Genomic DNA, 26,036 nt, shown 5'->3' with positions numbered 1-26,036 from the left:
CAGTCTTACAAAACCGCCTGCGCACGCTTTACGCCCAGTAATTCCGATTAACGCTTGCACCCTACGTATTACCGCGGCTGCTGGCACGTAGTTAGCCGGTGCTTATTCTTCAGGTACCGTCATTAGCAAAGGATATTAGCCTTCACCGTTTCTTCCCTGACAAAAGAGCTTTACAACCCGAAGGCCTTCTTCACTCACGCGGCATTGCTGGATCAGGGTTGCCCCCATTGTCCAAAATTCCCCACTGCTGCCTCCCGTAGGAGTCTGGACCGTGTCTCAGTTCCAGTGTGGCTGGTCGTCCTCTCAGACCAGCTACTGATCGATGCCTTGGTGAGCCTTTACCTCACCAACTAGCTAATCAGATATCGGCCGCTCCAGGAGCACAAGGCCTTGCGATCCCCTGCTTTCATCCTTAGATCGTATGCGGTATTAGCGTAACTTTCGCTACGTTATCCCCCACTCTTGGGTACGTTCCGATATATTACTCACCCGTTCGCCACTCGCCACCAGAGCAAGCTCCGTGCTGCCGTTCGACTTGCATGTGTAAGGCATGCCGCCAGCGTTCAATCTGAGCCAGGATCAAACTCTTCAGTTTAATCTCTGTTTTTTGCCATTTCTGGCACCAGCATTGCTGCTGGGTCGCTCACTCAAAATACTGACAGTTCGCTTCTTTTACGAAGCGTCCTATTTCATTTATTTCTTGTGAACATTTGATATTTTTTAAGTATCACGAAGACTAGCTTCGTGTGCACTTTCATCAAACGTCCACACTTATCGACTGTGAATTTTTAAAGAACTCTTTGGTACTGCTTGCTGCTTTTCGACAAATCGTTTTGTTTGTCAGCAGCAGAGAAACGAGATTATGCAGGGATTTCTTCGAGTCGTCAACCCTCGCTATGCAATTACTTGAATTGAATAGCGAGGGGCTATCGGCATCCGGCTAATTACATACCGTCGAAATTCGGTGCACGCTTCTCGAGAAAAGCATGCATGCCTTCTTTTTGAGCAGGTGTGCCGAAAGCAGCCTGGAACAGACGGCGCTCGTAGTTCACACCTTCCGTCAGCGTGGTTTCAAAGGCGCGGTTCACGGCGTCCTTAATCATCATGGCAACCGAGGTCGGCATCGAGGCGATCTGTTTGGCAGCCGTCAGCACTTCTTCGATCAGCTTATCCGCTGGCACCACGCGCGATACCAGACCGATACGCTCGGCTTCTGCTGCATCGATAGTACGGGCCGTCAGCAGCAGGTCCATGGCCTTGGCTTTACCGATGGTGCGCGGCAGACGCTGGGTGCCGCCAGCGCCCGGCGTCACGCCAACCTTGATTTCCGGCTGGCCAAATTTGGCCGAGTCGGCCGCGATCAGAAAATCGCACATCATGGCCAGCTCGCAGCCACCGCCCAGCGCATAGCCAGCTACAGCACCGACCACCGGCTTACGAATACGCAGGATGTGCTCCCAGTTACGGGTGATGTAATTGTCGCGATAGGTGTCAACATAGGTATAGTCAGCCATGGCGGCGATGTCGGCACCGGCAGCGAAAGCCTTCTCGCTCCCCGTCAGCACGATGCAGCCGATGGCGGGATCGGCATCGAATTTCTGCAAGGCGTCGCCCAGCTCGTTCATCATGCGGTCGTTCAGGGCATTCAGGGCCTTGGGACGATTCAAACGGATCAGTGCTACTTTCTCGTGCACTTCGACGATCAGGTCCTCATACTGCATAGCTGTCTCCTTGATGGTGGGATATTTACTCTGCGATTGTAGCGCCTATCCGTTGCGCTGGTATCATAGTTAGTCCCGCCTAGATTACAGGAAGCTGCCATTCTGTCCGCCCTACGCCTCAAAGTTCAGCAATATCTGGAGCGTGACGCACTGCTGCGCAACGGGAACTTCGTGCGCTACTGGATCAGCGCCATCCTCAATGATTTCGGCAGCTATATCAGTGCGCTGGCCCTGCCCTTGTGCTCCGCCCTCCTGTTGCATGCCACGCCGGCCCAGATGGGCATACTGGGCGCCGCCTCCGCCATTCCGTTTGCCCTGCTGGCCCTGCCCACGGGCGTGCTTCTTGATCGTCATCGCAAATTGCCCGTGCTGTTAGCCAGCAAACTGGTGCAGGCCCTGACTCTGGGCAGCGTACCGCTCATCTACTGGCTAGGCCACCTGAGCATAGAGTGGATGTATGGGGTGGCACTGATCAGCGGCTGCTGTTCGCTGGTGGGCGGTGGTGCGGAGCAGATTTTCCTGACCAGCCTGATCGGCCGCGACCGGCTGATCGAGGCTCAATCCAAATTCGCCGCGGTCGACTCGGTGGCGCGGGTGGTGGCGCCCGGCATCGCCGGGGTGCTGATCCAGTGGCTGACCGCACCGTTTGCCGTCATCGTCAATGCGCTGGGCTTCATCTGCTCCATCCTCATCCTGCGCAATCTGAAGGCCAACGATCCCAAACCGGAACCCAGCAAACAGCACATGCTGCGCGACATCCACGATGGCCTGCTATTCATCTGGCGCACACCGCTGCTGCGCACGCTGGCATGGGGCGCCGGCATCTGGCACATGCTGTTCTACGGCTTTGCTGCACTCAGCGTGCTATTCGGCACGCGCGAGCTGGGCATGACGGCCGGCCTGATGGGCATGGCGCAGATGGTAGGCGGCATAGGCGTATTACTCAGCTCCATACTGGTCAAGCCGCTCAACGCCCGCTATGGCCCGACCGGCGCCATGCTGACAGGTATAGGCCTGACCGCCTGCGCCTTTGCAGCCATGCCGGCGATTCCGGCCAATCTGTTTGGCAGCCCCACGGCTAGCGCCGTCGCCAATGGTCTGGTCTCCATGGTGCTTGATTGCGGCGTGATGCTGTTCTTCATGCCGTATATGACGCTGCGCCAGAAGGTTACGCCGGATGCCTATCTGGGCCGCATGGTCTCGACCATGCGCTTCCTTACCGTAGCCAGCGCACCGGCGGGCGCGCTACTGGCCGGCTATCTGGGCGAGCACCTGAGCATCCGTGCGGGACTGGCCTGCGTGGCCGCAGGCGGCATTGCGCTGACGCTGGCCATGGTGTTTGCACCTGCCCTGCGCAATGTGCCGGAACATCTGGCACCGGCCCAGCCCTGAGCCTACTGCACCTGCTTGGGCAGCAGCACCCACACATTGCCGCGCTGCTTCATGCGGCCGGCATTCTCTGCCGCCTCGGTGCCGAAGCCGAAGAAGTAATCGACGCGAATGGCGCCACGGATAGCGCCACCCGTATCCTGCGCCATCACCAGCCGCTGCAGCGGGATATCGCTATTCGGCATGGTGGTCGAGAGGAATACGGGCGCACCCAGCGGCAGCTGCGAGGCATCGATAGCCACCGAACGCGATGGCGTCAGCGGTACGCCCAGCGCACCTTTCGGGCCCATTTTCGGATCCGGCAGACGCTCTTCTTTGAAGAACACATAGCTGGGATTCACATTGAACAGTTCCTGCATACGGGTAGGATGGCCCGCGATCCAAGCCTTGATGCCCTGCGCCGACGCCTGCTCCAGCGTCAGCTCGCCCTTCTCCACCAGATACTTGCCGATGGATTTGTACGGATGGCCGTTCTGATCGGCATAGGCCACACGTACCGTCTCCTTGCTATCGGTCAGTTGCACGCGGCCCGACCCCTGCACCTGCAGGAAGAATGATTCGACCGGATCATCTACCCACAGCAGCTCCTTGCCGCCGAAGTCGGCTTTCTCGATATCGGCACGGGTGGCATACGGCACCAGCTTCTTGCCCACCACCTTGCCGCGCAGCCGCATGCCCTTCAGTTCGGGATACACGCTGGCCAGATCGACGGTGATCATATCGTCCGGCACCTTGTAGAGCGGGGTCTGGTATGGGCCGCCTTTTTTGCGGGCACCGCGCAGCAGCGGTTCGTAATAGCCCGTCACCAGTCCTTCATTGGCGCCGTCAGGCGCGATCACCTGATTCGGTTCCATGAAAGCTTCGAAGAAAGTACGGATCGCCTGCTCATCGCCGCTGTTCACACTGCGGGCAATGCTGCAGGATTCCTTCCAGTTAGCCTGCCTGGCCAGCACGGAACACGAGGACAGGAAGGCCGGCCACGCTGCGCGCAGATCATCCTTGTCCCAGCCCGGCAAGGCGCTGAACGGTGCTGGCACCAGCTGCATCACGGCCGGCTTGGCCGGTACCGGCGTGGGCTCCGGCGTAGGCACGGGCACCGGGGCCGGCGTGACCGGAGCGCGGCTGGTATCGGGCGGCAGCGGGGTCGAGGTACAGGCAGCTAAAGCCAGCGCGACGAGAGTGAGCGGAACAGGTAGACTACGACGTGTGGAGAACATAAGGACTGTTATGTGGATATTGATGATAGAAGCATGCGTGGCGTTTTTCCTGCTGGTGTTCATCGTCTGGTGGACCATGTATGCACCTAAACCCAAACCGCGCGATGACGACAAGGCGCAGCAGGACGAGCAGCCTTGAAGCGTCCCGCTTAAAGCCCGTTCAGTGCAGGGTGCGCGGCAGTGACAGCACGAATTCCGGTATCGGCACTTCGAAGCGGTGGCCGTTTTCCGCCACGCAGAAGTATTCGCCAAACATGGAGCCCTGCTGGGTGCGCAGCGCCGTACCGCTGGTATATTCGAACTGTTCGCCCGGCTGCAGCAGCGGCTGATGGCCCACCACGCCGAGGCCGCTGACCTCTTCCTTGTGGTTGTTGGCATCCGTGATGACCCAGTGGCGCGAGATCAGCTGGGCGGCCACCGTACCCGTATTCTTGATCGTGATCGAGTAGGTGAACACGAAATTGGTACGTTCAGGGTCGGACTGCTCCGGCAGATACTGGGTTCTGACCGTCACCGTCATTTCATAAGTGGCCATTCAAATTCCTTAAATCGGGGCGAGTGCACTGGCACTCTCAGCAAGCTTGGCGATTGTATATCGCCAGACTGTCATTGCACCCCAAATTGTCCCCGTATGCAAGGACGACGCGCCTGAAAACAGGCGCACAGGCGCTGTGCAGCGTAAAATAGCGCATCTTTTTTTAATGCAGGCCCATCCCATGTCCAATTTCCGCATCGCTCCCAGCATTCTGTCCGCCGACTTCGCCCGTCTGGGCGAGGAAGTGCGTAACGTCGTCAGCGCTGGCGCCGACATTATCCACTTCGATGTCATGGATAACCATTACGTGCCTAACCTGACCATAGGCCCTATGGTGTGCCAGGCCATCCGCCCGCACGTGGACGTGCCTATCGACGTGCACCTGATGGTGAAGCCGGTGGACCGCATCATTCCCGACTTCGCCAAGGCCGGCGCCAACATCATCACCTTCCATCCGGAAGCATCGGAACACGTCGACCGCAGCCTGCAACTGATCCGCGACCATGGCTGCAAAGCCGGTCTGGTGTTCAACCCGGGCACGCCGCTGCACTATCTGGACCATGTGATGGACAAGATCGACATGATCCTGATTATGTCCGTCAATCCGGGCTTCGGCGGTCAGTCCTTCATCCCCGAAGCGCTGAAGAAGATCGCGCTGGCCCGCCGCAAGATCGACGAATCGGGCCGCGACATCATGCTGGAAGTCGATGGCGGTATCAAGATCGACAACATCGCCGCCGCCGCTGCAGCGGGCGCCGACACCTTCGTGGCCGGCTCGGCCATCTTCGGCCAGCCTGACTACAAGGCCGTGATCGACGCCATGCGCGCCAATCTGGCCAAGGTGTAAGCATGAGTGTGCTGGCAGGCGTACGCGCCGCAATCATCGACCTCGACGGCACCATGCTGGACACGATTCCCGACTTCCACGTCGCGATCAACAGCATGCGTGAAGAACTGGGCCTCGCCCCTATCACGCAGGAACAGATCACCCTGATGGTGGGCAAAGGTTCGGAAAACCTGATCCGCGCCGTACTGGCGCTCGATCTGGCGCCGGACGAGGTGGAGGCCAGGTTTGCCCAGGCGATGGACGCCTACCAGCGCCACTACTTAAGCATCAATGGTCAATTCAGCAGCCTGTATCCCGAAGTGCTGGAAGGCCTGAGTGCGCTAAAACAACAAGGCCTGCGGCTGGCCTGCGTGACCAATAAACCGATCAGCTTCACCACCCCGCTGCTGGCCGCCAAAGGCCTGAACAGCTATTTCGAGGTGGTGTACGGCGGCGATTCGCTGGCGCGCAAAAAACCCGATCCCCTGCCATTGCAGACGGTCTGCGCCGATTTCGGCCTGCCGGCCGCGCAGGTAGTGGCGATCGGCGACTCGTCGAATGACGCGCAAGCCGCACGGGCAGCGGGTTGCCCGGTGCTGACGGTCCCTTACGGCTACAATCACGGAGAGGCTATACACACCATCGATTCCGATGGTATAGTAGACACGCTGCTATCCGCAGCGACTTTGATTCGTTCGCAAAATTAACCTTAGCTGAACCAACGCTGACCGTAATGTCTCTGTTCAAAAAACACCAAGTCAACCAAACCGGCGCGATTGAGGCCTGGCTTTGGCGACGCTGGCAATCCTGGCAAAACTGAGCCGAACTGATTGCTGTTGCGCTCCTGCGCGACAGGTTTTTTGAACCACCACCGCCTGTACCACATCCATCGCTCTACAGGCGGCATGGAGAACAGACATGACCGAACTCGAATTCAAATCGTTGGCCACCGACGGCTACAACCGCATCCCTCTGATCGCCGAAGCTTTTGCCGATCTCGAAACTCCGCTCACGCTGTACCTGAAACTGGCCCAGACCCAGAACGCCGGCAAGAATACCTTCCTGCTGGAGTCGGTGGTGGGCGGCGAACGTTTCGGCCGCTACTCCTTTATCGGTCTGCCGGCTACCACGGTGCTGCGCACCTTCGGCCACCGCACCGAGATCGTCAGGAACGGCACGGTGATCGAAACGCACGAAGGTAATCCGCTCGACTTCATCGAGAGCTACCAGCAGCGCTTCAAAGTGGCCCTGCGTCCCGGCATGCCGCGCTTCTGCGGCGGTCTGGCCGGCTACTTCGGCTACGACACGGTGCGTCATATCGAAAAGACGCTGGCCAACACCCAGCCGAAAGATGATCTGGGCCTGCCCGACATCCAGCTGATGGTGACGGAAGAACTGGCCGTGATCGACAACCTGTCCGGCAAACTGTATCTGATCGTGTATGCCGATCCGACCCAGCCGGAAGCCTATTCCAAAGCCCGTCAGCGCCTGAAAGACCTGCGCATGATGCTGCGCCGTGGCGTCGATGCGCCAGTGACCAGCGCTTCCGTACGCACCGAAGCGATCCGCGAGTTTGCCAAGGAAGATTATCTGAAAGCCGTGGCACGGGCCCACGAATACGTGATGGCCGGTGACCTGATGCAGGTGCAGATCGGCCAGCGCATCCGCAAGCCGTATGTGGATTCGCCGCTCACGCTGTACCGCGCGCTGCGCTCGCTGAACCCGTCGCCGTATATGTACTTCTACAATTTCGGCGAAATGCAGATTGTTGGCGCATCGCCGGAAATTCTGGTGCGTAACGAGACTCTGCCGGACGGCGAAAAGCGCGTGACGCTGCGCCCGATTGCCGGTACCCGCCCGCGCGGTTCGACGCCGGAACGCGACGCCGAACTCGCCACCGAACTGCTGGCCGACCCGAAAGAGATCGCCGAACACGTGATGCTGATCGATCTGGCGCGCAATGATCTGGGCCGCATCTCCGACATCGGTACGGTGAAAGTCACCGACCGTCTGGTGATCGAAAAGTATTCGCACGTACAGCACATCGTCTCCAACGTGGAAGGCAAGCTGAAATCCGGCCTGTCCAATCTGGACGTGCTGCGCGCTACCTTCCCGGCCGGCACCCTGACCGGTGCACCGAAGGTACGCGCCATGGAAGTCATCGACGAACTGGAAATTTCCAAGCGCGGCATCTACGGCGGCGCTTGCGGTTACCTGTCCTTCGGCGGCGAAATGGATGTGGCGATTGCCATCCGCACCGGCGTGATCAAGGACGGCATGCTGTATGTGCAGGCCGCCGCCGGCATCGTCGCCGACTCGATACCGGAAATGGAATGGCAGGAAACTGAAAACAAGGCGCGCGCCGTGCTGCGCGCTGCCGAACAAGTGCAAGATGGTCTGGATGGGGAGTTCTAAGATGCTGCTGATGATCGACAACTACGACTCCTTCACCTACAACATCGTGCAGTATTTCGGCGAACTGGGCGAAGACGTGCGGGTCTACCGCAACGACGAAATCACGATTGAGGAAATCGAAGCCCTCAATCCCGACCACATCTGCATCTCGCCGGGACCGAAAGATCCGGCGCAGGCAGGCATCTCCATCGCAGTGCTCAAGCACTTCGCTGGCAAGAAACCGATACTGGGCGTATGCCTCGGCCATCAGGCCATAGGCGAAGCCTTTGGCGGAAAAGTTATCCGCGCCAAGCAGGTCATGCATGGCAAAACCTCTCTCATCGCGCATACCGGCGTGGGCGTATTCAAGAATCTGCCCTCGCCTTTCACAGTGATCCGCTATCACTCGCTGGCCATCGAACGCAGCTCGCTGCCGGCCTGCCTCGAAGTGACGGCATGGACCGACGACGGCGAAATCATGGGCGTGCGCCACAAGGAATACGACATCGAGGGCGTGCAGTTCCACCCCGAGTCCATCCTGTCGGAACACGGTCACGCACTGCTGAAAAACTTCCTGGTTCGTTAAGGCTGGCGGCGCGCTGCGTGCGCGCTCCTGTCTGCGTCCGCAAGGGCGACGTTAACTGACTATCTGTGCCAAATTATTGCGAGGATTGCCATGTCTATCACCCATCAAGAAGCACTGCTGCGCTGCATTGAACACCGCGAGATTTTCCACGACGAGATGCTGCATCTGTTCCGCCAGATCATGTCCGGTGAAATGTCGCCAACCATGATCGCTGCCCTGACCATGGGCCTGCGCGTGAAAAAGGAAACCATAGGCGAGATCACCGCCGCCGCGCAGGTCATGCGCGAGTTCTCCACCAAAGTGCCGATGGCCGACACGCGCGGCCTGCTCGACATCGTCGGCACCGGCGGCGACGGCGCCCACACGTTCAACATCTCGACCGCTTCCATGTTCGTCGCCGCTGCTGCGGGCGCGCGCGTGGCCAAGCATGGTGGCCGCAGCGTTTCTTCCTCGTCCGGCAGCGCCGACGTGATCGAATCGCTGGGCGCCAACATCAATCTGAAGCCGGAACAGATTGCCCAGTCCATCGCCCAGACGGGCATAGGCTTCATGTTTGCACCGAACCACCACGCCGCCATGAAGCATGCAGCGCCAGTACGGCGCGAGCTGGGCGTGCGCACCATCTTCAACATTCTCGGCCCGCTGACCAACCCTGCCGGTGCACCGAATATCCTGATGGGCGTATTCCACGCCGACCTGGTCGGGATTCAGGTGCGCGTACTGCAGCGCCTTGGCGCCCAGCATGCGCTAGTGGTGTATGGCCGCGACAATATGGATGAAGTTTCGCTCGGTGCCGGTACGCTGGTCGGTGAACTGGTCAATGGCGAAATCCGCGAATACGAAATCCATCCGGAAGACTTCGGCCTGCAGATGATCGCCAGCCGCAATCTGAAAGTGGCCGATGCCGCCGAATCCAAGGCCAAGATGATGGAAGCGCTGCGCGGTGAACCGGGGGCAGCCTTCGATATCGTCGCGCTCAATTCTGCCACCGCGCTGTATGCCGCCGGTGTAGCCAGCTCGATCGAAGATGGTCTGGTGCGGGCCCGCGAAGCCATCACTTCCGGCGCCGCGATCAAGAAAATCGAACAGTTCGTGCAGGTGACGCAGACGCTGGGCCAGCATAACTAAGCGCCCCGCCCGCACCACACATACATACTCAGGTATCCATCATGTCCGACATACTGAATAAAATCCTCGCCGTCAAAGCACAGGAAGTGGCCGCTGCAAAAAACCAGCGCAGCTATGCCAGCCTGCGCGCCGAGGTAGAAAGCAACAACGAACTGCGCGCCGGCCTGCGCGGTTTCGAAGCCAGCCTGCGTAGCAAAATCGCCGCCGGCAAGCCTGCCGTCATTAGCGAAATCAAGAAGGCCTCGCCGTCGAAAGGCGTGATCCGTGCCGATTTCCGTCCTGCCGACATCGCCGCCAGCTATGCCCAGCATGGCGCGGCCTGCCTGTCGGTGCTGACCGACGAACAGTTCTTCCAGGGTTCGGTCGCCTATCTGCAGCAGGCCCGCGCGGCCTGCCAGTTGCCGGTACTGCGCAAGGATTTCATGATCGATCTGTACCAGATCTATGAAGCCCGTGCCATGGGTGCCGACGCCATCCTGCTGATCGTCTCGGCACTCGATCACGGCCTGATGGCCGAGATGGAAGCCTGCGCCCACGAACTGGGCATGGGCGTGCTGGTAGAAACCCACGATGCAGCCGAACTCGATGCGGCCCTGCGCCTGAAAACGGCGCTGGTGGGCATCAATAACCGCAACCTGCGCACTTTCGATGTGACGCTGGATACCACACTGGGTCTGCTTGACCGTATCCCGGCCGAGAAGATCGTCATCACCGAATCGGGCATATTGGTGCCGGCCGATGTGGAACGCATGCGCGCCGCCAATGTGCACAGCTTCCTCGTGGGTGAAGCCTTTATGCGCGCCGCCGATCCGGGTGCCGAACTGGCGCGCCTGTTCAACCAAGCCTGAGACAACCCTCGGTTAGTCGTCGGTTAGCCCGCCGTTAGCCAGCGGTTAACCGTTACTTGCCACAGCACTGGCTGGGGTCATCACCGGCGCAACTAGCGGCATCACGGGCGCCACCGCCGAAGTCACTAGCGGTGCCGCGATCTCGATACGATCGCGGCCGCCGCTCTTGGCGCGGTAGAGCGCCTGATCCGCCCGCAGCAGCAAACCATCCAGCTTTTCATCTGGGCTACTCTGGCAAGCCACACCGATGCTGACCGTGTAAGGCGGCAGACCATGGGCACCGGAAGCCCGCACAGCCTTGAGGATACGCTCGGCAATCTGCAGCGCGCGATCCAGCCCCGTCTCCGGCAGCAGCACGACAAATTCCTCGCCGCCGAAGCGGGCAATGTGATCCGACACCCGTAGCGCCTTGCCGATCAGCGCGGCCACTTCCACCAGCACACGGTCGCCGATGATGTGGCCGTGGGTGTCGTTGATCTTCTTGAAGTAATCAAGATCGATGCTGAGCACCGTCATCACCGTGAACTGGCGCCGCATCAGGCCCAGTTCCTTGGCATACACATCGGCAAAGCCGCGCCGGTTGAGTACCTGCGTCAGCGGGTCCAGCGTGGAGCGACGCTCCAGCAATCCTTGCAGGCGGCGTGTGGACACCGTGTTGAAGCTCACGGCCAGCAGCAGGATCATGAACTGGGCCAGCGCCAGATACAGACTCTGGAAAGGGCCGCTGGCCATGATGTTCACCAGTTCGGAGCCGAACAGCATGGCCAGCGTACCGCGCGTGAACACCACCACCGACTGTATGCCCAGCAGCACATACAGGAAGCGGGTCGAGAAATGCGGCTCACCATGGCGCCAGACGATGATGGTAAGGTAGAAGTAATACACCGAAACCAGATACGAGAACACTGCCACCCGTGCGCTGAAACTAGGCTCCCACACATGCCAGTAGGTGATGCCGGCCAGGCAGAGTAGCCACAGCAGCGAGAATAGCCACCACGACGGTTTCAGACCATAGAACTTCTGCGTACCGATCAAGGTCAGCCCGACACCGCAGACAAACGCCGAATTCGCCGTCAGCAGCACCACCAGATCAGGCACGCCCAGCCGGCTCGAAGCGAACAGTCCGGCGCCGCCCACCAGCATCAGCAGGCTAAAGGCCCAGTAATTCAAGCCGCGGATCTCGGGCGGATAACTGAAGTAGGACGAAAACAGTACGATGCTCATGGCGATGGCCATCAGCACCGACATGAAGATGAGCGTTGCGGGATCAAGCAGCATAAAAATTACCCAGCCTGGCTAGGACGCTGCGGCGTACCCGCTTTCTTGCCGGCGGCATCCACGTTCAGGCTGATGCCGGGCACGCGGTCGCCCTGCAGGGTAGCCTTGAACGTCATCAACTCGTCGCGACGGAAGGCATGCACATCGATCTCCGAACCCACACCATAGCGCGAAAGCAGCGTATCCAGATTGGCTGCCGTAACCCGCAAGCCATCCACCGCCACCAGCACGTCACCAGCCGACAGTCCGGCACTGTGGGCTGCGCCGCCTTCGTGCACGCTATTGAGCTTGCAGTCGTTGCCATCCTTGCCGAGGTTGACGTCCAGACTAGGTTTGGCCGACTTGCGCTCGTCGGCGTACTTGACGCCGAACGGGGCCAGCAGCTTAGCCAGCGGCAGGTCTTCCGTGCCGCGCACATATTTGTCGAAGAAAGGCTTGAAGCGGCCACCGCTGATTTCATCGAACAGGGCTTCCGCTTCGGCGGGCGTCACGCCACGGCCTGCACCCTGATAGAAGCTGGCGCCATAGCGCTGCCACAGGGCGCGCATCACATCATCGAGCGACTTCTTGCCGCCCGTCTTGGCACGGATGCTGAGGTCCAGCGCCAGCGCCACCAGCGAACCCTTGGTGTAGTAGCTGACGATGGCGTTCGGTGCATTCTCGTCCTGACGGTAGTACTTGCCCCAGGCGTCAAAGCTGGAATCGGCCACGCTCTGCTTGGTGCGACCGCTGCCGCGCAGCACGCTGCCCACGGTCTTGGCCACCAGTTTGAAGTAGGTCTGCTCATTAATCAGACCGGCGCGCACCAGCATCAGATCATCGTAATAGCTGGTAAAGCCTTCGAATAACCACAGCAGCGGCGAGTAATTCTCCACCTGCAGGTTGTAGGGCGCGAACACGGCAGGCTTGATGCGCTTGACGTTCCAGGTATGGAAGTACTCATGGCTGCACAGGCCCAGATACTGCAGGTAGCCGTCGCTGATGTCCTTGCTGGCGGCCTTGGTGCTGGGCAGATCGGCACGGGCACAGATCAGCGCCGTCGAAGCGCGGTGTTCCAGCCCGCCATAGCCATCGCCCACCGCCATGGTCATGAACACATAGCGGTTCATCGGCGCTTTACGGGTTTTCGGCTCGAAGAAGGCGATCTGGGTTTCGCAGATTTTCTTCAGGTCGGCGCTCAGGCGCGCCATGTCCAGATGCGGCACCTTGCCGGTGATGACGATATCGTGCGGGATGCCATGCGCCTTGAAGGTGGCCAGCGCAAACTCGCCCTGCTCTACCGGATGGTCGATCAGTTCATCGTAGTCGCCCGCCACATAGGTGCCGTAGCCGTAGCGCTTGGCCTTGAGTTCGGGCAGAGATGTAGCCACGCGCCAGTTACGCGCTGCCGGATCGGCCGGACGCTGGATATCCACCACATGCGGCTGGTCTTCCTGCCCTAGCACGCGCAGAAATACGCTAGTGCCGTTGTAGAAAGCGTGGTTCTGATCCAGATGGGCCGCGCGTACCGACAGGTCCCATGCATAGACTTCGTAATGGACGGTCAGGCTGGCACCGCGATCCTTGAGCGGCGCAGCCTGCCAGCTATGCTTATCAAGCTTAGTCAGCGCGACTGCCTCGCCATTGGCTTCGGCGCGGATGCGCACGATATTGCGCGAAAATTCGCGGATCATATAGCTGCCCGGTATCCACGCAGGCAACGCAAAAATCTGCCCGCCTTCGGCCGGCTGTGCCACTGTCAGCGTCACGCGGAACAGGTGTGCGGCCAGATCATGGCCGATGATGCTGTAGGCGATCGCTGCTTTATTCTTGTTCGGTTTTTTCATCGGATTCCTTGATTACAAATCTGCGCGGGTGTCGATGTCGCGGATCACGCCTTCATCGTCCACCACCAGTTCACTGACCGCATGGTTCTTTAGTATGGCCCTTGCGCCCTGATCGCCCTGCAGCGCCAGCAGCAATGGTAAATGATAAGCGCTGAAGGCCACCGGATTTCCGCGCTGGCCCTGATACACAGGCGCCGCAATGCGCGCACCGCGGCCTATGGTGGCCAGCAGTTCGCGCATGGTCTGCGGCTGCACATAGGGCATATCGCCGAGCGCGATCAGCCAGCCTGCTGCCGTACTGCTGCTGCGCAGCGCCAGCGTCAGGGAAGCTGCCATGCCATCGTCAGCATTATCACAGACTAGCACTTCACAACCAAGCTGCGCTAGCAGATCTGCCAGCGCAGCGTCGCCACGCCGCACCACAGCCAGTACGCGCGGCACGGCGGCCAGCAGGTTGCGCGCACTGGCCGCCACGACGGGGTCGCCGCTGGCTAGTGGCTGCAACAGCTTGTTCTGCACTCCGGACGGGTCAAAGCGTTGTCCCCGTCCGGCGGCCAGCAAGACGCCGACCAGTTCCAAGGTCTCAGGCACTGGCGAGGTCAAACGGCAGTTTACGCAGACGCTTGCCGGTCAGTTTGAACAGGGCGTTGGCAAAGGCCGGCGCCAGTGGCGGCAGGCCCGGTTCGCCCATGCCCGTCGGCGCATCATGCGAAGGCACGATGTGCACATCGATCACCGGCATATCCGTCATGCGCGCCAGCGTGTAGTCGCTGAAGTTCTGCTGCTCCACCACGCCATCCTTGAGCGTAATGGCGGCACCGGGCAAGGTCATGCCCAGCCCCATCAGCGCGGCACCCTGTATCTGCGCTTCGATGGTGAGCGGATTGACAGGCTGGTTGCAATGCACACCGGCCGTGACCTTGTGCAGCTTGGGCACACCGTTTTTCACCGAGGCCACCACCACATAGGCTATCGCCGTGTTGAACGATTCATGCATGGCCACGCCCCATGCCTGCCCTTTCGGCAAAGCCTTCTTGCCATAGCCGGACTTGGCCACCGCCAGATCGAGCGCAGCCAGATGGCGCTTGCCTTTCTCGCCGATCAGCTTTTTGCGATAAGCCACCGGATCCATGCCGGCAGCATGGGCCGCTTCATCGATCAGAGTTTCCATCACAAACGCCGTGTGGGTGGAACCGACGGAACGCCACCACAGCACCGGCACATTGGCCTTGACGGTGTGGGCGCTCAGGTTGAGCGGCACTTCATACGGCTCGCCCATGCCTTCCACCATGGTGGCATCGATGCCATCCTTGACCATCATAGGCTCGAACGGCGTGCCGCTGATGATGGACTGGCCGACGATCACATGGTCCCAAGCGACGATGTTGCCCTTGTCATCCAGCCCCAGATCGGCGCGGTGCACATGGGAAGGACGGTAGTAGCCGCCCTTGATATCGTCCTCACGGCTCCAGATCACTTTGACCGGTTCGGTCTTGCCGGCAGCGCGCCAGACTTTGGCGATGTTGACCGCTTCCACCAGATAGTCCGAGCTAGGCACGGCACGGCGCCCGAAGCCGCCGCCGGCCATCATGGTATTCAGCACCACCTGCTCCGGTTTGAGGCCGGCGGTAGCCGCAATTGCGCCCTGATCGATGGTCTGGAATTGCGAACCGGCCCACACTGTGCAGCCATCGGCGCGCAGATCAACCACGCAATTGAGCGGCTCCATCGGCGTATGGGCCAGATAGGGGAATTCGTAGACGGCCGAGATTTTTTTCGCGGCACCGGCCAGCTTCGAAGTATCGGCCTTGCGCGCCGGCTTGCCAGCCTGCTGCGCCAGCGCCTTGTAGCTGGCCATCTGCTCACTGCTGCTGACTTTTTCAACGGCGCTGGTATCCCATTCGATCAGCAGTGCATCACGCCCCATCTTGGCAGGCCAGTAGCCATCGGCGATCACGACCACGCCATTGCCACCCCGGTCGGTATTCACCGGCAGCACTTCGATCACGCCCTTGATAGCCTTGGCCTTGCTGGCATCGAACTTGGCAACGCGCGCACCAAACACGGGCGGACGGGCCACCACCGCCACTTTGCTGTTGGGCGCCTTGAAGTCCATGCCGAACTGCTGCTTGCCGCTGGATTTAACGGCCGCATCGAGCCGTTTCATGGGCTTGCCGATGAACTGGAAATCCCCGGGGTCTTTCAGCTTGACGCTGGCCGGCACGGCTTGCGCCATGGCGGCATCGGCCATGCTGCCGTAACTGGCTTTCTGCCCCGCTGGTCCCAGCAGCATGCTGCGCGAAGTGCGCACCTGATCGGCCGGCACCTTCCACTGCTCGGCGGCTGCGGCGATCAGCATGGCGCGCGCCTTGGCGCCGATTTCGCGGTACTGGATGTACGAGTGGGCGATACTGCCCGAACCGCCGGTAATCTGGATGCCGAACGCAGGGTCTTTGTACTGGTCGCCGGCCGGCGCCAGCGCGCCATTCACTTTCGACCAGTCGGCATCGAGTTCCTCGGCGATCAGCATGGGCAGCGACGTCTGCACGCCCTGGCCGAATTCCAGCCGGTTCACCTGTACCGTCACATGGTTATCGGGACTGATATGTAGAAAGGCATTGGGCTGATACACCTTGGCCTGGGCCTGCTGCGCCTGCGCGAAGCGGCCGCCGCTAGGCAGGAAGAAGCCCAGCACCAGACCGCCGCCAGCGACGGCGCCAGCCTTCATGAAGCCACGGCGCGAGACGCCGCCTGCAGCCTGAGCTTGTTTCGGAGTGTCCACCTGCGTTTCCTGTTGCATCCATTCGATACGCATGACAGTCTCCTTTAGGCGATGGATTTAGCGGCATCCTTGATGGCCGCACGAATACGCTGATAAGTGCCACAGCGGCAGATATTACCGCTCATGGCATTGTCGATGTCCGCATCGGACGGTGCCTTATTGGTGCGCAGCAGCGCCGTGGCGCTCATGATCTGGCCGCTCTGGCAGTAGCCGCACTGCGGCACATCGAGCTTGACCCACGCCGCCTGCACGGCCTTGCCCACTTTGTCGTTTTCCATCGCTTCGATGGTGGTGATCTTCTGTCCCACGGCAGCGGAAATCGGCGTCACGCAGGAGCGGATAGGCTGGCCACCCAGATGCACGGTGCAGGCACCACACAGCGCTGCGCCGCAGCCGAATTTGGTGCCGGTCAGGTTCAGATTGTCGCGCAGCGCCCATAAAATCGGCGTCGATGGATCTGCGTCCACCTGCATGTCTTTGCCATTGATGTTCAAGGTAATCATACGAGTCTCCTGTCGGTGCTGCGGTTGCACGTCACTAGAACTAAACTTGGGTTGAACAACGAGGACAACTAGCTCCGGGCCACAGAACTGCGGCCCGGGAAATCACTACCACTACACAGCCTGATTTACTGCTTAATCTTGGCGAACTTCTCTTCCAGCATTTTGCTATCGATCGCGCCCGGCACACGGCTGCCGTCCGCGAAGAAGATTGCCGGCGTGCCGTTCACACCGAGCTTGCGGCCCAGTTCCAGCACTTCGTCATTAGGCGTAACGCAGTTGGCCGATGCCGGTGCGGCCGGCTTGTTACGGATCATCCAGTCATCCCAGGCCTGGCTGCGGTCCAGCGAGCACCAGATGTTCTTCGATTTGACGAAGGAATCCTCGGCCAGAATGTTGTACATGAAGGTGTAGATGGTGACGTTGTCGGTATCCTTCAGCGTGGTCTGGCGGAAGCGCTTGCAGTAGCCGCAGTTAGGATCTTCGAACACGGCGATCACGCGCTTGCCATCGCCCTTGACGGTCTTGATGGCTTTGTCCAGCGGCAGATCGGAGAATTTGATACGGTTGATTTCGTCCAGCCGCTCCTTGGTCAGGTCGGTGCTGGTAACCAGATTGAATACGTGGCCGGAGAACAGATAGGTGGCCGTCTTGTCGGTGTACAGAATATCGGTGCCGATGCGCACTTCATACAGGCCGGCGTAAGGGGTTTCCTTCACCGAATCGACCTTCACATTGGTGCCCAGACGGGGCTCCACCAGTTTGCGGATCGCATCAGTCGACGGCGTTTCAGCGCTCACACAACCGGCCATCAGCGCCGACAACAACAGCAAACCCAGCTTACTCATACTCATAACTTCTCCGGTAACGACACACAGACCCGCATTTTTACGTGATTCGGCGGCTATTTTCCCAAGGCGTGGGAGATCAGGCGACGCTTCACTGCAGGCAACTTATCCAGCAAGTTTAATCCGAAATTGCGCGCCACGCGCAGCGGCTCGATATTTGCCCCGAACAGCCGCGCCAGACCGTCCGTGGTCAGCTGCATCAGCAGCACATCTTCCTTGCGTGCGCGGGCATAGCGGGCCAGCACGCGTTCGTCACCGAGGCTGCGCTGCGGCTCGCGCTCGCTCAGGGTTTTCACCAGCTGGGCCACATCGGCAAAGCCCAGATTCATGCCGTGACCAGCCATCGGATGGACTACGTGGGCGGCATCGCCCACCAGCGCCACGCGCTGCGCCACCATGGAATGAGGGCGGATCAGGCGCAGCGGGAAATCGCGCACCAGTTCCGGCTGCAGCGGCGTCAGCGCGCCTAGCTTTTCCTGCGCGTACACGGCCAGCCGTGCCGCGATCTGTGCGGCCGACTCGCTGCGCAGGGTATCGGCCAGCGCGTCGGGCGCCGACCACACCAGCGACACCTGATTCCCGGGCAGCGGCAGCAGCGCCACGATGCCGTCCACGCCAGTGAACCACTGGTAGGCGGCGCCATGGTGCGGCAATTCGCAGGCAAAGTTGGAGACCACGGCGCGCTGGTTGTAGCTGCGGTAGTCAAAACCGATATCGCACTGGCCACGCACCCACGACTGGGCGCCGTCGGCCCCCACCACCAGCTGCGACTTGATGCAACTGCCATTCGCGAGTTGCACAGTGGCACTGTCCTGGGTCTGCAGCAAGGCCGTGGCACGGCCCTCCACCTGCTGCACGTTCTGGGCGAACTTGAGTGCCGCATCGAGTGCCTGGGCAATATTGCGGTCTTCCATGATCCACGCCAGCGTATCGGTACGGGCGCCATAGGCATCGAAACCGAGGCCACCGGCCTGCGCGCCATCACCGTGTACGATCATGGCATCCACTGGCGCGACCCGGCTGGCGTCGAGGGCACCCCACACTTTAAGCGAAGTTAGCAGACGATAGGCGGTGTGATTGAGGGCGTACACGCGGGCATCCCAGCCCGGATCGGAACCGGCCGGTGCTGACGGCGGCGAAGGCGGCCCCAGCAAGGTCACGCTAAAACCGGCCTGGGCGAGGCCCAGCGCAGTCGTCTTGGCAATTGCGCCATTGCCAACGATACAGATATCACTCTCGATCACGCGCAGCGCAGCGGTGGAAGCTGGAATATTCATGCAATCATTATAGCGGGTCACATCGCCAGAAAACGGGGACTTGCACTTCTGCGCAGGTCTGCTATAATTTTGCCTCTTGGCCTGGTAGCTCAGTTGGTAGAGCAGAGGATTGAAAATCCTTGTGTCGGTGGTTCGATTCCGCCCCGGGCCACCAAGAATTCAACAAAAACGCCACCTTCGGGTGGCGTTTTTGTTTGTGTATTCCCGGGCATCTGGCTGCCGACGACACGCCAGCAGCCCGCGCTTGCTATCAGCTGGTCTTCAGCTGATAGCGTCCATCGTAGGGCAGATCGCCCCATTCACTCGCACAGCGCTCGACGCGCAATTGCACGCTGCCATTGCCGCGCCGGACCGTCACCTTGCAGTTTCCGTTGCTGTACTGCCAGCCGCCGGGCCCGTCACTCAACTGCCCTGCGCCCATGCCCGAACGCAGATTGCCCGCCTTGCCTTTTTGCTGCACCGCCAGCTCGAACTTCCCGTCCGGCGACACGGTGAAGGTCCGCTCAAAATTGCGGTCCGAGGCATCATAAGCGCCTGCGGCCGGATAGTCGCCGCCCGCCCCTTGCGAGCCTGCAAGCGCAGCAGGCTGTGCCGTGCTGGTCACCACCGCTGCCGACGCATTGCTGGCGGCCACCACGCCGCTCTCGCCGGTATTGGAGACCCCGGACACCCACACGCGCATGGTGTCATGCGGATAATCCCAGTCGTAGCCCATCTGGACGAACATGGAGCCGATGTAATACACGCCGCCACCGGCCAGGAAACTGCGCGCCACCGGATCATTCGGATAGGGCTTGGCCGGTGCGACGGGACCATCATCGCGCACCTGACCGGAATTCTTGTTGTAATTCATCTTTGCCGGCCAAGGACTACGCACACTGACGAAACTGATGTTGTACGCCAGATCGGTGGCGCACATGCGCAGATTGTCGAACTTTTCACTCTGACGCTCGCTGGTCCAGAGCGTGATGTTGTAGTTCACGCACTCGCTCGGCGTGTTGGTCCGGTTTTCCCACTGATCCAGCGACTTGGAATATCCGGTCACGCGGATGGCCAGCTTGGGAAAGGCCGGCGGGTTCATATTATCCTTGACCGGATAGGCCTTCAGAATGTCTTTGAGTTTGGTATCGGTCAGCTTCTGATAACTGGCGGGCGCACCGGCATTGCCCTTGTCGCCGTCCTTGCCACCGATACCATTCTTGTTCAGCGCCTTGTTGAGGCTGTTCTTCAGCATGGAGCCCAGATCCAGGCCGCTCTTGGGCTCTTCGGCATGGGCGGTCATTGCAAATGCCACGGTGGCTGCGGCAAGGAGTGAGGCAGGAATCGAGATTTTCATGAGAGAAAAGTAGAAAGGGGTTAGCACATCACCGTCTATGCCGCCGCGCGGTCCGCCTGCGCCGGCTCCACGATATTTAAGTTAATAAATAATATTAACTTATTTATATCTAATTGGGCGAAAATTCGCTCGCGTGCGGACTGCCTGTTGCAGCAACGGCGCCTATTCCCCGGCGCCAGCATCCGATAACTATTCCGCCAGCAGTTGCCGCCGGGTCGCAGCCAGGATTTCGTCCGACAGCGCCTCGTCATCCACCGCCCGTGCCAGAATCACCGCGCCTAGCATGGCCGACATCAGCAGTATGGCCTGATCGCGCTCGCTGCCGCGCTTCCCCCAGCGGAAGCCGCTGGCCAGTTTGTCGAGCAGTCCTTTCAGATAGCCCCCGAGCAGCGACCTATCCCTCCCCCTGCGCCCCACTTCCACCGCCAGCGCCGCCATGGGGCAGCCGTCACCACGGTCGTCGCGATGGGTGGCGCTCAGATACTGTTCGACGAAGTGCTGCCTGGCGCTGGCAGGATCGGCCAGCGCCTGTGCCAGCAGCGCCGCCTTCTGGTTCATGGCTTCCTGTAGCGCGGCACTGGCCAGATCGTCCTTGCTGGCAAAGTGGGAATAGAACGAGCCGTGCGTCAGGCCAGCGCCCTTCATCAGTTCGCTCACACTGACGGCATCGATGCCCCGCTCTCTGATCATGGCAGCAGCCAGACTCAGCACGCGCTGGTGTTTGGCCGCGGTTTCTTCCGGTGGATAACGCATCACTTCCCTCCATTAAATCTGATCACCATCATACATGACATTTTTGAGGTATGATTCAAAACATGATGATCATCAGATATGGCTTGGACTTAAATATGATGACTATCAGATTATATTTTATTAACTATCTGGCACGGCTGCGTGCCGCCATCAGGAGGATTTATGAAAGTTCAAGGTGCTAACGTCTTCATCACCGGTGCCAACCGTGGTATCGGTCTGGCTCTGGCCCGCCGCGCACGCGATCTCGGTGCCGCCAAAGTGTATGCCGGGATGCGCAATACGGCCGGTTTCAGCGAACCCGGCCTGATTCCCGTACAGATAGACGTGACGGATGAGGCCTCGGTACAGGCAGCCGTGCGGGCCGCAGGCGATGTGACTATCCTGATCAATAATGCCGGCATAGGCGCCGTCAAGCCCGACGCACTGGATCCCGGTGTCGAAGCGCAATCGCGGGAAATGTTCGAAACCAATTACTTCGGTGTGGTCCGCGTGACGCAGGCGTTTGCGCCAGTGCTGACACAGGCTGCCAAATCGGCCATCGTGAATGTGCTATCGAGCGTGACGTGGTTACCCGCACCTTTCCTGACCGCGTATGCAGCTTCCAAGGCTGCCGCCTGGAGCTATACCAACAGCCTGCGGCAAACCATGCAGGCGACCAGCACCAGCGTACTCGCGCTGCACGTCCACTTTGTCGATACGGATATGACCAGGTTATTCGACGCCCCCAAAACCCAGCCTGATGACGTTGCTCAGCAGACCCTGGCTGCGCTGGAAGCGGGACAGGTCGAGCTATTTGCCGACGACACTGCACGCGCGGCCAAAGCCACGCTATCGAGCGAACACGCGCTATACCTCGCGCCACAGCCAGCCCACTAAGCCCGGCCCGTCGGGCGGCCTCGACAGGCCTCCCGACGGCAATCCGGCGAGCACCCCGGCTCGCATAGCGTAACAGCACCGCATCGCGGGCGACGGCACATGCTATTCTTGCGTGGCTAAAATTTCTAGAGGACACCATGCGCCCTACCCTCCCGCTGCTGCTGTGCACCCTGCTGTGTGCTGCCATCCCTGCCATCGCTCAGGTCAAAACCCCGGCCACACCGGAAAAGATGAACCAGCTCTACGCCCAGTACTGGGAAGACTATTTGCGCGAAAACCCGATCGCCGCCACCTACAACGGCGACCAGCGCTACAACCACCTGTTCGGCCCGCAGACTGCAGCCGAAGCGAATGCCCAGAGCCGTGCACTGGCCGAAAAATATCTGGCCCTGACGGCTACCTACGATCCAGCCGCGCTGCCGGCCGAAGACCGCATCAGCTACGACTTGCTGCGCTACCGTCTGCAGCAGGTACTGGACGGCCTGCGCTTCCCGACCGACCTGATGCCGGTTGACCAGTTCGCCGGCCTGCACCTGAGCATGGCGCAGCTGGGTTCGGGCAGCTCGGCCCAGCCCTTCCAGACCGTGCAGGACTACGACAACTGGCTACAGCGCGCCGCCGCTTACGCACCGGCCGTGGACCACCTGATGGACGACATGCGCAAAGGCATAGCGCAAGGCATCGTCATGCCCAGGGCGCTGATCCAGCGCGTACTGCCGCAACTGGAAAATGTCGGCAGCGATAATCTGGAAACCAGCACCTATATGGGGCCGGTGAAGAAATTCCCGTCCTCGTTCAGTGCCGCCGACAAGGAACGCCTGACTGCCGCCTACGGCAAGCTGGTACGCGAACAGCTGGCACCGGCCAACCGCAAGCTGCTGGCCTTCATGCGCGACACCTATCTGCCAGCAGGGCGCGACACGGCGGGCATCGGTGCCCTGCCCGGCGGGCAGGAATGGTATGCCTTCCTCGCACGCCGCTCCACCACCACCGAACTGACACCGGCCCAGATCCACGATATCGGCCTGAGCGAAGTGGCACGTATCCGCGCCCAGTTCGAACTGGCCAAGGACAAGGTGGGTTTCAAAGGCACGCTCAAGGAATTCTTCCAGCATCTGAACACGGCGCCGGAACTACGCTTCAAGACGCGCGAAGAGATACAGGCAGCGTATGAAGCCATCCGCCCGAAAGTCGAAGCCAAACAGAACCTGCTGTTCGCCCACCTGCCCAAAGCGCCGTTCGAAATCCGCCCGGTCGAAGGCTACCGCGAAGTCAGTGCGGCACCGGCTTCGTATCAGCGTGGCTCGGTCGATGGCAAGCGACCCGGCGTGTTCTACTTCAACGCCTACAAGCCGGAAACGCGCACCCGCTTTACCACCAACGCCTTCTTCCTGCACGAAGCCATACCGGGCCACCACTTCGAGCGCAGTCTGGCGCAGGAAACTGCCGGTCTGCCGGACTTCCGCCGCTTCGGCGCCAGCACGGCCTTCTCCGAAGGCTGGGGCCTGTACAGCGAAATGCTGGGGCAGGAGATCGGCATGTATGACGATCCGTGGCAATGGGTGGGCCGTCTGACGGCCGAGATCTGGCGCGGCGTGCGGCTGGTGGTCGATACCGGCATCCACTCCAAAGGCTGGACGCGCGAGCAGGCGATTGCCTACTTCAAGGACAACGTACCGCAGGATGAAGTGACAGCTGTACAGGAAGTGGAGCGCTACATCGCCATCCCGGGGCAGGCACTAAGCTACAAGATCGGCGAACTGAAACTGCGCGAACTGCGCACCCGTGCCGAGACCAAGCTAGGCAAGAAGTTCGATCTGCGCGCCTTCCACAACGAAGTGCTGTCGCACGGCTCGGTGCCGCTGGACGTGCTCGATGGCGCCGTGAATCGCTGGATTGCCGCCCAGCTCAACTAGCGCTGGCTTCAGCTACCACTAAAGAAGCGCCAGATTTCGCGGGTGGCATCGATGGGTGCAGCGGGGCCGGGCCAGCTATGGCCGCCCGTGTCCGTGCTGCATAGCTGGACGCGGGCGCCAGCGGCGCAATCGCGATAAGCCACGCAGCTAGCGCCGGCTACTTGCAGCACAGACTGGGCCGGGCCACGGCACTGGTCGCGCTGCACCCAGCGCGCCACCGTGTCCGGTACGGAGACGAATTCCATTACGCTGCGCCGGTCGCGGAAAGCCTGCGGGCCGGCGCCGCCAGCGTACAGTACATGATCATCGTCACGGGCATGAATGTGCAGCACGGCGATGGGACGGGCCGGCTGGCAATGCGCGCTGGCATCCGTGCCGGCGACCGAGGCAACGGCGCGGAACAGATCGGCTGCATCGCAGGCCAGCCGGTGCGCCATCATGCCGCCATTGCTCATGCCGGTCGCAAAGATCCGTGCGCTATCGACGCGGTAGCGGCCCTTGATTTCCGCCACCACGGCACGCAGGAATGCCACATCATCCACATTCTGATCGCGCGCATAGCCACAACATCCGCCCGCATTCCACGTAGCCAGCCGCCCGCCGGGTAGCCGGCTGGCACCATTGGGAAACGCCACGATGAAGCCGCTCTCGTCGGCCTGCCGCAACCAGCCATAGCGACCATCTTCCGCCATGAGTCCTGCATGTCCACCGCCACCATGCATGGCTAATACTAGCGGTAAAGCCCGCGCCGCATCATACCCAGCAGGTAAATGAACTAGCACTTTGCGTCCCTGCACCCGCAGTTCCTGCAAGTTAGGCTCGCCCGCCGTACTGCGAATTGCAGCTTCGGCCAGCGGCCATCTGGCTGGCTGCTCCACCTGTGCCAGCAAAGGCATTGGCGACAGCGTCAATAGCATTAACGGCAAAGCCAGCATTCGGGTCGGTCTCAATGCAGGCTTGCGCTTTCCATCAGATTTCATTATCCACCTCATAGAACAACAGCCCAGTCTTTGCGCAAACACAAAGAGCTGTCGGCGCCATTTTTGTAAAATTTACCATACCTACAGCCTGATGTTAGCTGCTCTATCCGTCGAGAATTCATCATGCGTCTGCCGTTGCCCCTGCTGATCTTGCCCTGCATACTATGCTTACAGCCCGCGAATGCTGGTACGCAGGTCCTCGGGGTAGAGATCGGCGTCACCACCAGCGACCAGCTCAGCAAAAATCTGTCCCGCAGCACCGACCTCAGCGACCGCGGCATCAATAAATATAGTGGCGGAAAGATGCTAGCGACCGACGGGTCTGCTTACCAGATCGAAGGACTCACAGAAGTCGTGTATATCTTCGATAGCGTGGGCAAGCTGGCCGGGGTCATTATGGATATGGACAAAGGGCGATTTGCATCTGTCTATCAATACTTGCAATCGAAGTACAAAGTCAAAGCGACGCAACTGCCCTATGTTGGAGATCAGTTCGCACGCTTCGAGCCGGCCGACGCTATCATCGAACTAGACGCGCCTCACCTGAGCTTCACTATGCAGCTTCGCTACATCCGCAATGACCTGTCACAGAAATACAAGACCGATAAGGCAGCCGAGCGAGCAGCAAAGAAAAAGGCCGAGTCAGCGCAGTTCTAGCTTTGCCGCGTGCGCTACTCAGGCACAAACCGGTAAGCCTTGCTGTCCAGCAGTGCTAGCGGCGACAGTTCAGGATTAGCTAGCCGGAAGCTACGCCGTCTGCGCAGGCCGGGCTGCTCGACGCATGCAGCGCTGCGTTTAGCAAACCCAATATATGCCTGCTATCGAAACCTGATCTGCTGGGGTTCATGGCGAAAATGCAGACATCGGCCGACATGACGCACGCAGGCATGGCGGCCAGCGCCAGCACGCACGCGCTCAAACTAGGCCCGCGTATTAGTCGCAGCAAGATCGCAGTCTCCAGAAACGCCGAATTTATAGCACGCAACTGGCCCTGCATTAGCAAGTTACTACAGCGACATT

The 26,036-nt window shown here is 60.3% G+C and carries 23 protein-coding genes, 1 tRNA gene and 1 rRNA gene; 11 read left to right on the top strand and 14 right to left on the bottom strand.

The genetic code is table 11. The annotated features are described in order from the left end of the window. Both GTP23_RS17060 and GTP23_RS17055 read right to left on the bottom strand, forming a co-directional pair. Nucleotides 1–595, bottom strand: a 16S ribosomal RNA gene (locus tag GTP23_RS17060); the annotation flags it as partial. Nucleotides 596–944: 349 nt separating this feature from the next. Beyond that, nucleotides 945–1,721, bottom strand: a complete 777-nt coding sequence (locus tag GTP23_RS17055; RefSeq protein WP_161036203.1) for an enoyl-CoA hydratase — start codon at nucleotides 1,719–1,721, stop codon at nucleotides 945–947. Between the two features lie 99 nt (nucleotides 1,722–1,820). On the opposite strand from GTP23_RS17055, the gene GTP23_RS17050 reads away from it, so the two are divergent. Continuing rightward, complete coding sequence (locus GTP23_RS17050) at nucleotides 1,821–3,113, top strand: MFS transporter (RefSeq protein ID WP_371866940.1); 1,293 nt, start codon at nucleotides 1,821–1,823, stop codon at nucleotides 3,111–3,113. A gap of 2 nt (nucleotides 3,114–3,115) precedes the next feature. On the opposite strand, the gene mltA is transcribed toward GTP23_RS17050, so the two are convergent. Beyond that, the gene (mltA, locus tag GTP23_RS17045; protein ID WP_161036202.1) at nucleotides 3,116–4,327 is read right to left on the bottom strand and encodes a murein transglycosylase A; all 1,212 of its coding nucleotides are present in this window, start codon (nucleotides 4,325–4,327) and stop codon (nucleotides 3,116–3,118) included. 160 nt (nucleotides 4,328–4,487) lie between these two features. Next, the gene (apaG, locus tag GTP23_RS17040; protein WP_161036201.1) at nucleotides 4,488–4,862 is read right to left on the bottom strand and encodes a Co2+/Mg2+ efflux facilitator ApaG/CorD; all 375 of its coding nucleotides are present in this window, start codon (nucleotides 4,860–4,862) and stop codon (nucleotides 4,488–4,490) included. 181 nt (nucleotides 4,863–5,043) lie between these two features. On the opposite strand from apaG, the gene rpe reads away from it, so the two are divergent. The 6 genes from rpe to trpC all read left to right on the top strand — a co-directional run bounded on the left by rpe (nucleotide 5,044) and on the right by trpC (nucleotide 10,644). Continuing rightward, nucleotides 5,044–5,709, top strand: a complete 666-nt coding sequence (gene rpe, locus GTP23_RS17035; protein WP_155436140.1) for a ribulose-phosphate 3-epimerase — start codon at nucleotides 5,044–5,046, stop codon at nucleotides 5,707–5,709. A 2-nt stretch (nucleotides 5,710–5,711) separates the two neighbouring features. Beyond that, nucleotides 5,712–6,395, top strand: a complete 684-nt coding sequence (locus tag GTP23_RS17030) for a phosphoglycolate phosphatase (protein ID WP_161036200.1) — start codon at nucleotides 5,712–5,714, stop codon at nucleotides 6,393–6,395. 211 nt (nucleotides 6,396–6,606) lie between these two features. Next, nucleotides 6,607–8,103, top strand: coding sequence for an anthranilate synthase component I (trpE, locus tag GTP23_RS17025; protein WP_161036199.1), 1,497 nt, complete (start codon nucleotides 6,607–6,609; stop codon nucleotides 8,101–8,103). Between the two features lies 1 nt (nucleotide 8,104). After that, nucleotides 8,105–8,668 (top strand): anthranilate synthase component II, encoded by a 564-nt coding sequence (locus GTP23_RS17020; RefSeq protein WP_155436143.1) that lies wholly within the window; start codon nucleotides 8,105–8,107, stop codon nucleotides 8,666–8,668. 90 nt (nucleotides 8,669–8,758) lie between these two features. Beyond that, entirely contained in the window at nucleotides 8,759–9,796 is a 1,038-nt protein-coding gene (gene trpD, locus GTP23_RS17015; RefSeq protein ID WP_161036198.1) for an anthranilate phosphoribosyltransferase, read from the top strand. A gap of 41 nt (nucleotides 9,797–9,837) precedes the next feature. Continuing rightward, on the top strand, nucleotides 9,838–10,644 hold the full coding sequence (gene trpC / locus GTP23_RS17010) for an indole-3-glycerol phosphate synthase TrpC (RefSeq protein ID WP_161036197.1): 807 nt from the start codon (nucleotides 9,838–9,840) through the stop codon (nucleotides 10,642–10,644). Nucleotides 10,645–10,689: 45 nt separating this feature from the next. Here trpC and GTP23_RS17005 read toward each other — a convergent pair whose 3' ends face one another. From GTP23_RS17005 to GTP23_RS16975, 7 genes are all read right to left on the bottom strand, one after another. Continuing rightward, entirely contained in the window at nucleotides 10,690–11,922 is a 1,233-nt protein-coding gene (locus GTP23_RS17005) for a GGDEF domain-containing protein (protein WP_229256127.1), read from the bottom strand. A gap of 5 nt (nucleotides 11,923–11,927) precedes the next feature. After that, the gene (locus tag GTP23_RS17000; protein WP_161036196.1) at nucleotides 11,928–13,748 is read right to left on the bottom strand and encodes a M61 family metallopeptidase; all 1,821 of its coding nucleotides are present in this window, start codon (nucleotides 13,746–13,748) and stop codon (nucleotides 11,928–11,930) included. Between the two features lie 12 nt (nucleotides 13,749–13,760). Beyond that, nucleotides 13,761–14,339 (bottom strand): nucleotidyltransferase family protein, encoded by a 579-nt coding sequence (locus GTP23_RS16995; protein ID WP_371866936.1) that lies wholly within the window; start codon nucleotides 14,337–14,339, stop codon nucleotides 13,761–13,763. After that, nucleotides 14,332–16,563: a xanthine dehydrogenase family protein molybdopterin-binding subunit gene (locus tag GTP23_RS16990; RefSeq protein ID WP_161036195.1), complete on the bottom strand. Its 2,232-nt coding sequence runs from the start codon at nucleotides 16,561–16,563 to the stop codon at nucleotides 14,332–14,334. Before GTP23_RS16990 ends, GTP23_RS16995 begins: the two co-directional genes overlap by 8 nt. A gap of 11 nt (nucleotides 16,564–16,574) precedes the next feature. Beyond that, nucleotides 16,575–17,033 (bottom strand): (2Fe-2S)-binding protein, encoded by a 459-nt coding sequence (locus GTP23_RS16985; protein WP_155436148.1) that lies wholly within the window; start codon nucleotides 17,031–17,033, stop codon nucleotides 16,575–16,577. Between the two features lie 125 nt (nucleotides 17,034–17,158). Then, on the bottom strand, nucleotides 17,159–17,884 hold the full coding sequence (locus GTP23_RS16980; RefSeq protein WP_161036194.1) for a DsbC family protein: 726 nt from the start codon (nucleotides 17,882–17,884) through the stop codon (nucleotides 17,159–17,161). A 50-nt stretch (nucleotides 17,885–17,934) separates the two neighbouring features. Continuing rightward, nucleotides 17,935–19,155, bottom strand: coding sequence for an FAD-dependent monooxygenase (locus tag GTP23_RS16975; protein WP_161036193.1), 1,221 nt, complete (start codon nucleotides 19,153–19,155; stop codon nucleotides 17,935–17,937). Between the two features lie 78 nt (nucleotides 19,156–19,233). Here GTP23_RS16975 and GTP23_RS16970 point away from each other — a divergent pair. Next, nucleotides 19,234–19,309: transfer RNA gene (locus tag GTP23_RS16970), tRNA-Phe, on the top strand. 96 nt (nucleotides 19,310–19,405) lie between these two features. Here GTP23_RS16970 and GTP23_RS16965 read toward each other — a convergent pair. Beyond that, a complete protein-coding gene (locus tag GTP23_RS16965) occupies nucleotides 19,406–20,437 on the bottom strand; it encodes a hypothetical protein (RefSeq protein ID WP_161036192.1) in 1,032 nt (343 codons plus the stop codon). A gap of 243 nt (nucleotides 20,438–20,680) precedes the next feature. Next, entirely contained in the window at nucleotides 20,681–21,244 is a 564-nt protein-coding gene (locus GTP23_RS16960; RefSeq protein ID WP_161036191.1) for a TetR/AcrR family transcriptional regulator, read from the bottom strand. 162 nt (nucleotides 21,245–21,406) lie between these two features. On the opposite strand from GTP23_RS16960, the gene GTP23_RS16955 reads away from it, so the two are divergent. After that, a complete protein-coding gene (locus tag GTP23_RS16955; protein ID WP_161036190.1) occupies nucleotides 21,407–22,120 on the top strand; it encodes an SDR family oxidoreductase in 714 nt (237 codons plus the stop codon). Between the two features lie 137 nt (nucleotides 22,121–22,257). Next, nucleotides 22,258–24,036 carry a DUF885 domain-containing protein gene (locus GTP23_RS16950; RefSeq protein WP_161036189.1) on the top strand — a complete coding sequence of 593 codons (1,779 nt, stop codon included), beginning with the start codon at nucleotides 22,258–22,260 and terminating at the stop codon, nucleotides 24,034–24,036. Nucleotides 24,037–24,044: 8 nt separating this feature from the next. On the opposite strand, the gene GTP23_RS16945 is transcribed toward GTP23_RS16950, so the two are convergent. Beyond that, nucleotides 24,045–24,932 carry an extracellular catalytic domain type 1 short-chain-length polyhydroxyalkanoate depolymerase gene (locus GTP23_RS16945; protein ID WP_229256146.1) on the bottom strand — a complete coding sequence of 296 codons (888 nt, stop codon included), beginning with the start codon at nucleotides 24,930–24,932 and terminating at the stop codon, nucleotides 24,045–24,047. Nucleotides 24,933–25,139: 207 nt separating this feature from the next. Here GTP23_RS16945 and GTP23_RS16940 point away from each other — a divergent pair, with 207 nt between their 5' ends. Then, complete coding sequence (locus GTP23_RS16940; RefSeq protein ID WP_161036187.1) at nucleotides 25,140–25,673, top strand: hypothetical protein; 534 nt, start codon at nucleotides 25,140–25,142, stop codon at nucleotides 25,671–25,673. Nucleotides 25,674–26,036 lie beyond the last annotated feature (363 nt).

The sequence above is a fragment of the Duganella fentianensis genome, assembly GCF_009857835.1.
In the GTDB taxonomy this organism is placed as follows: domain Bacteria; phylum Pseudomonadota; class Gammaproteobacteria; order Burkholderiales; family Burkholderiaceae_D; genus Rugamonas; species Rugamonas fentianensis.
This window is presented reverse-complemented; position numbering and strand designations above follow the sequence as displayed.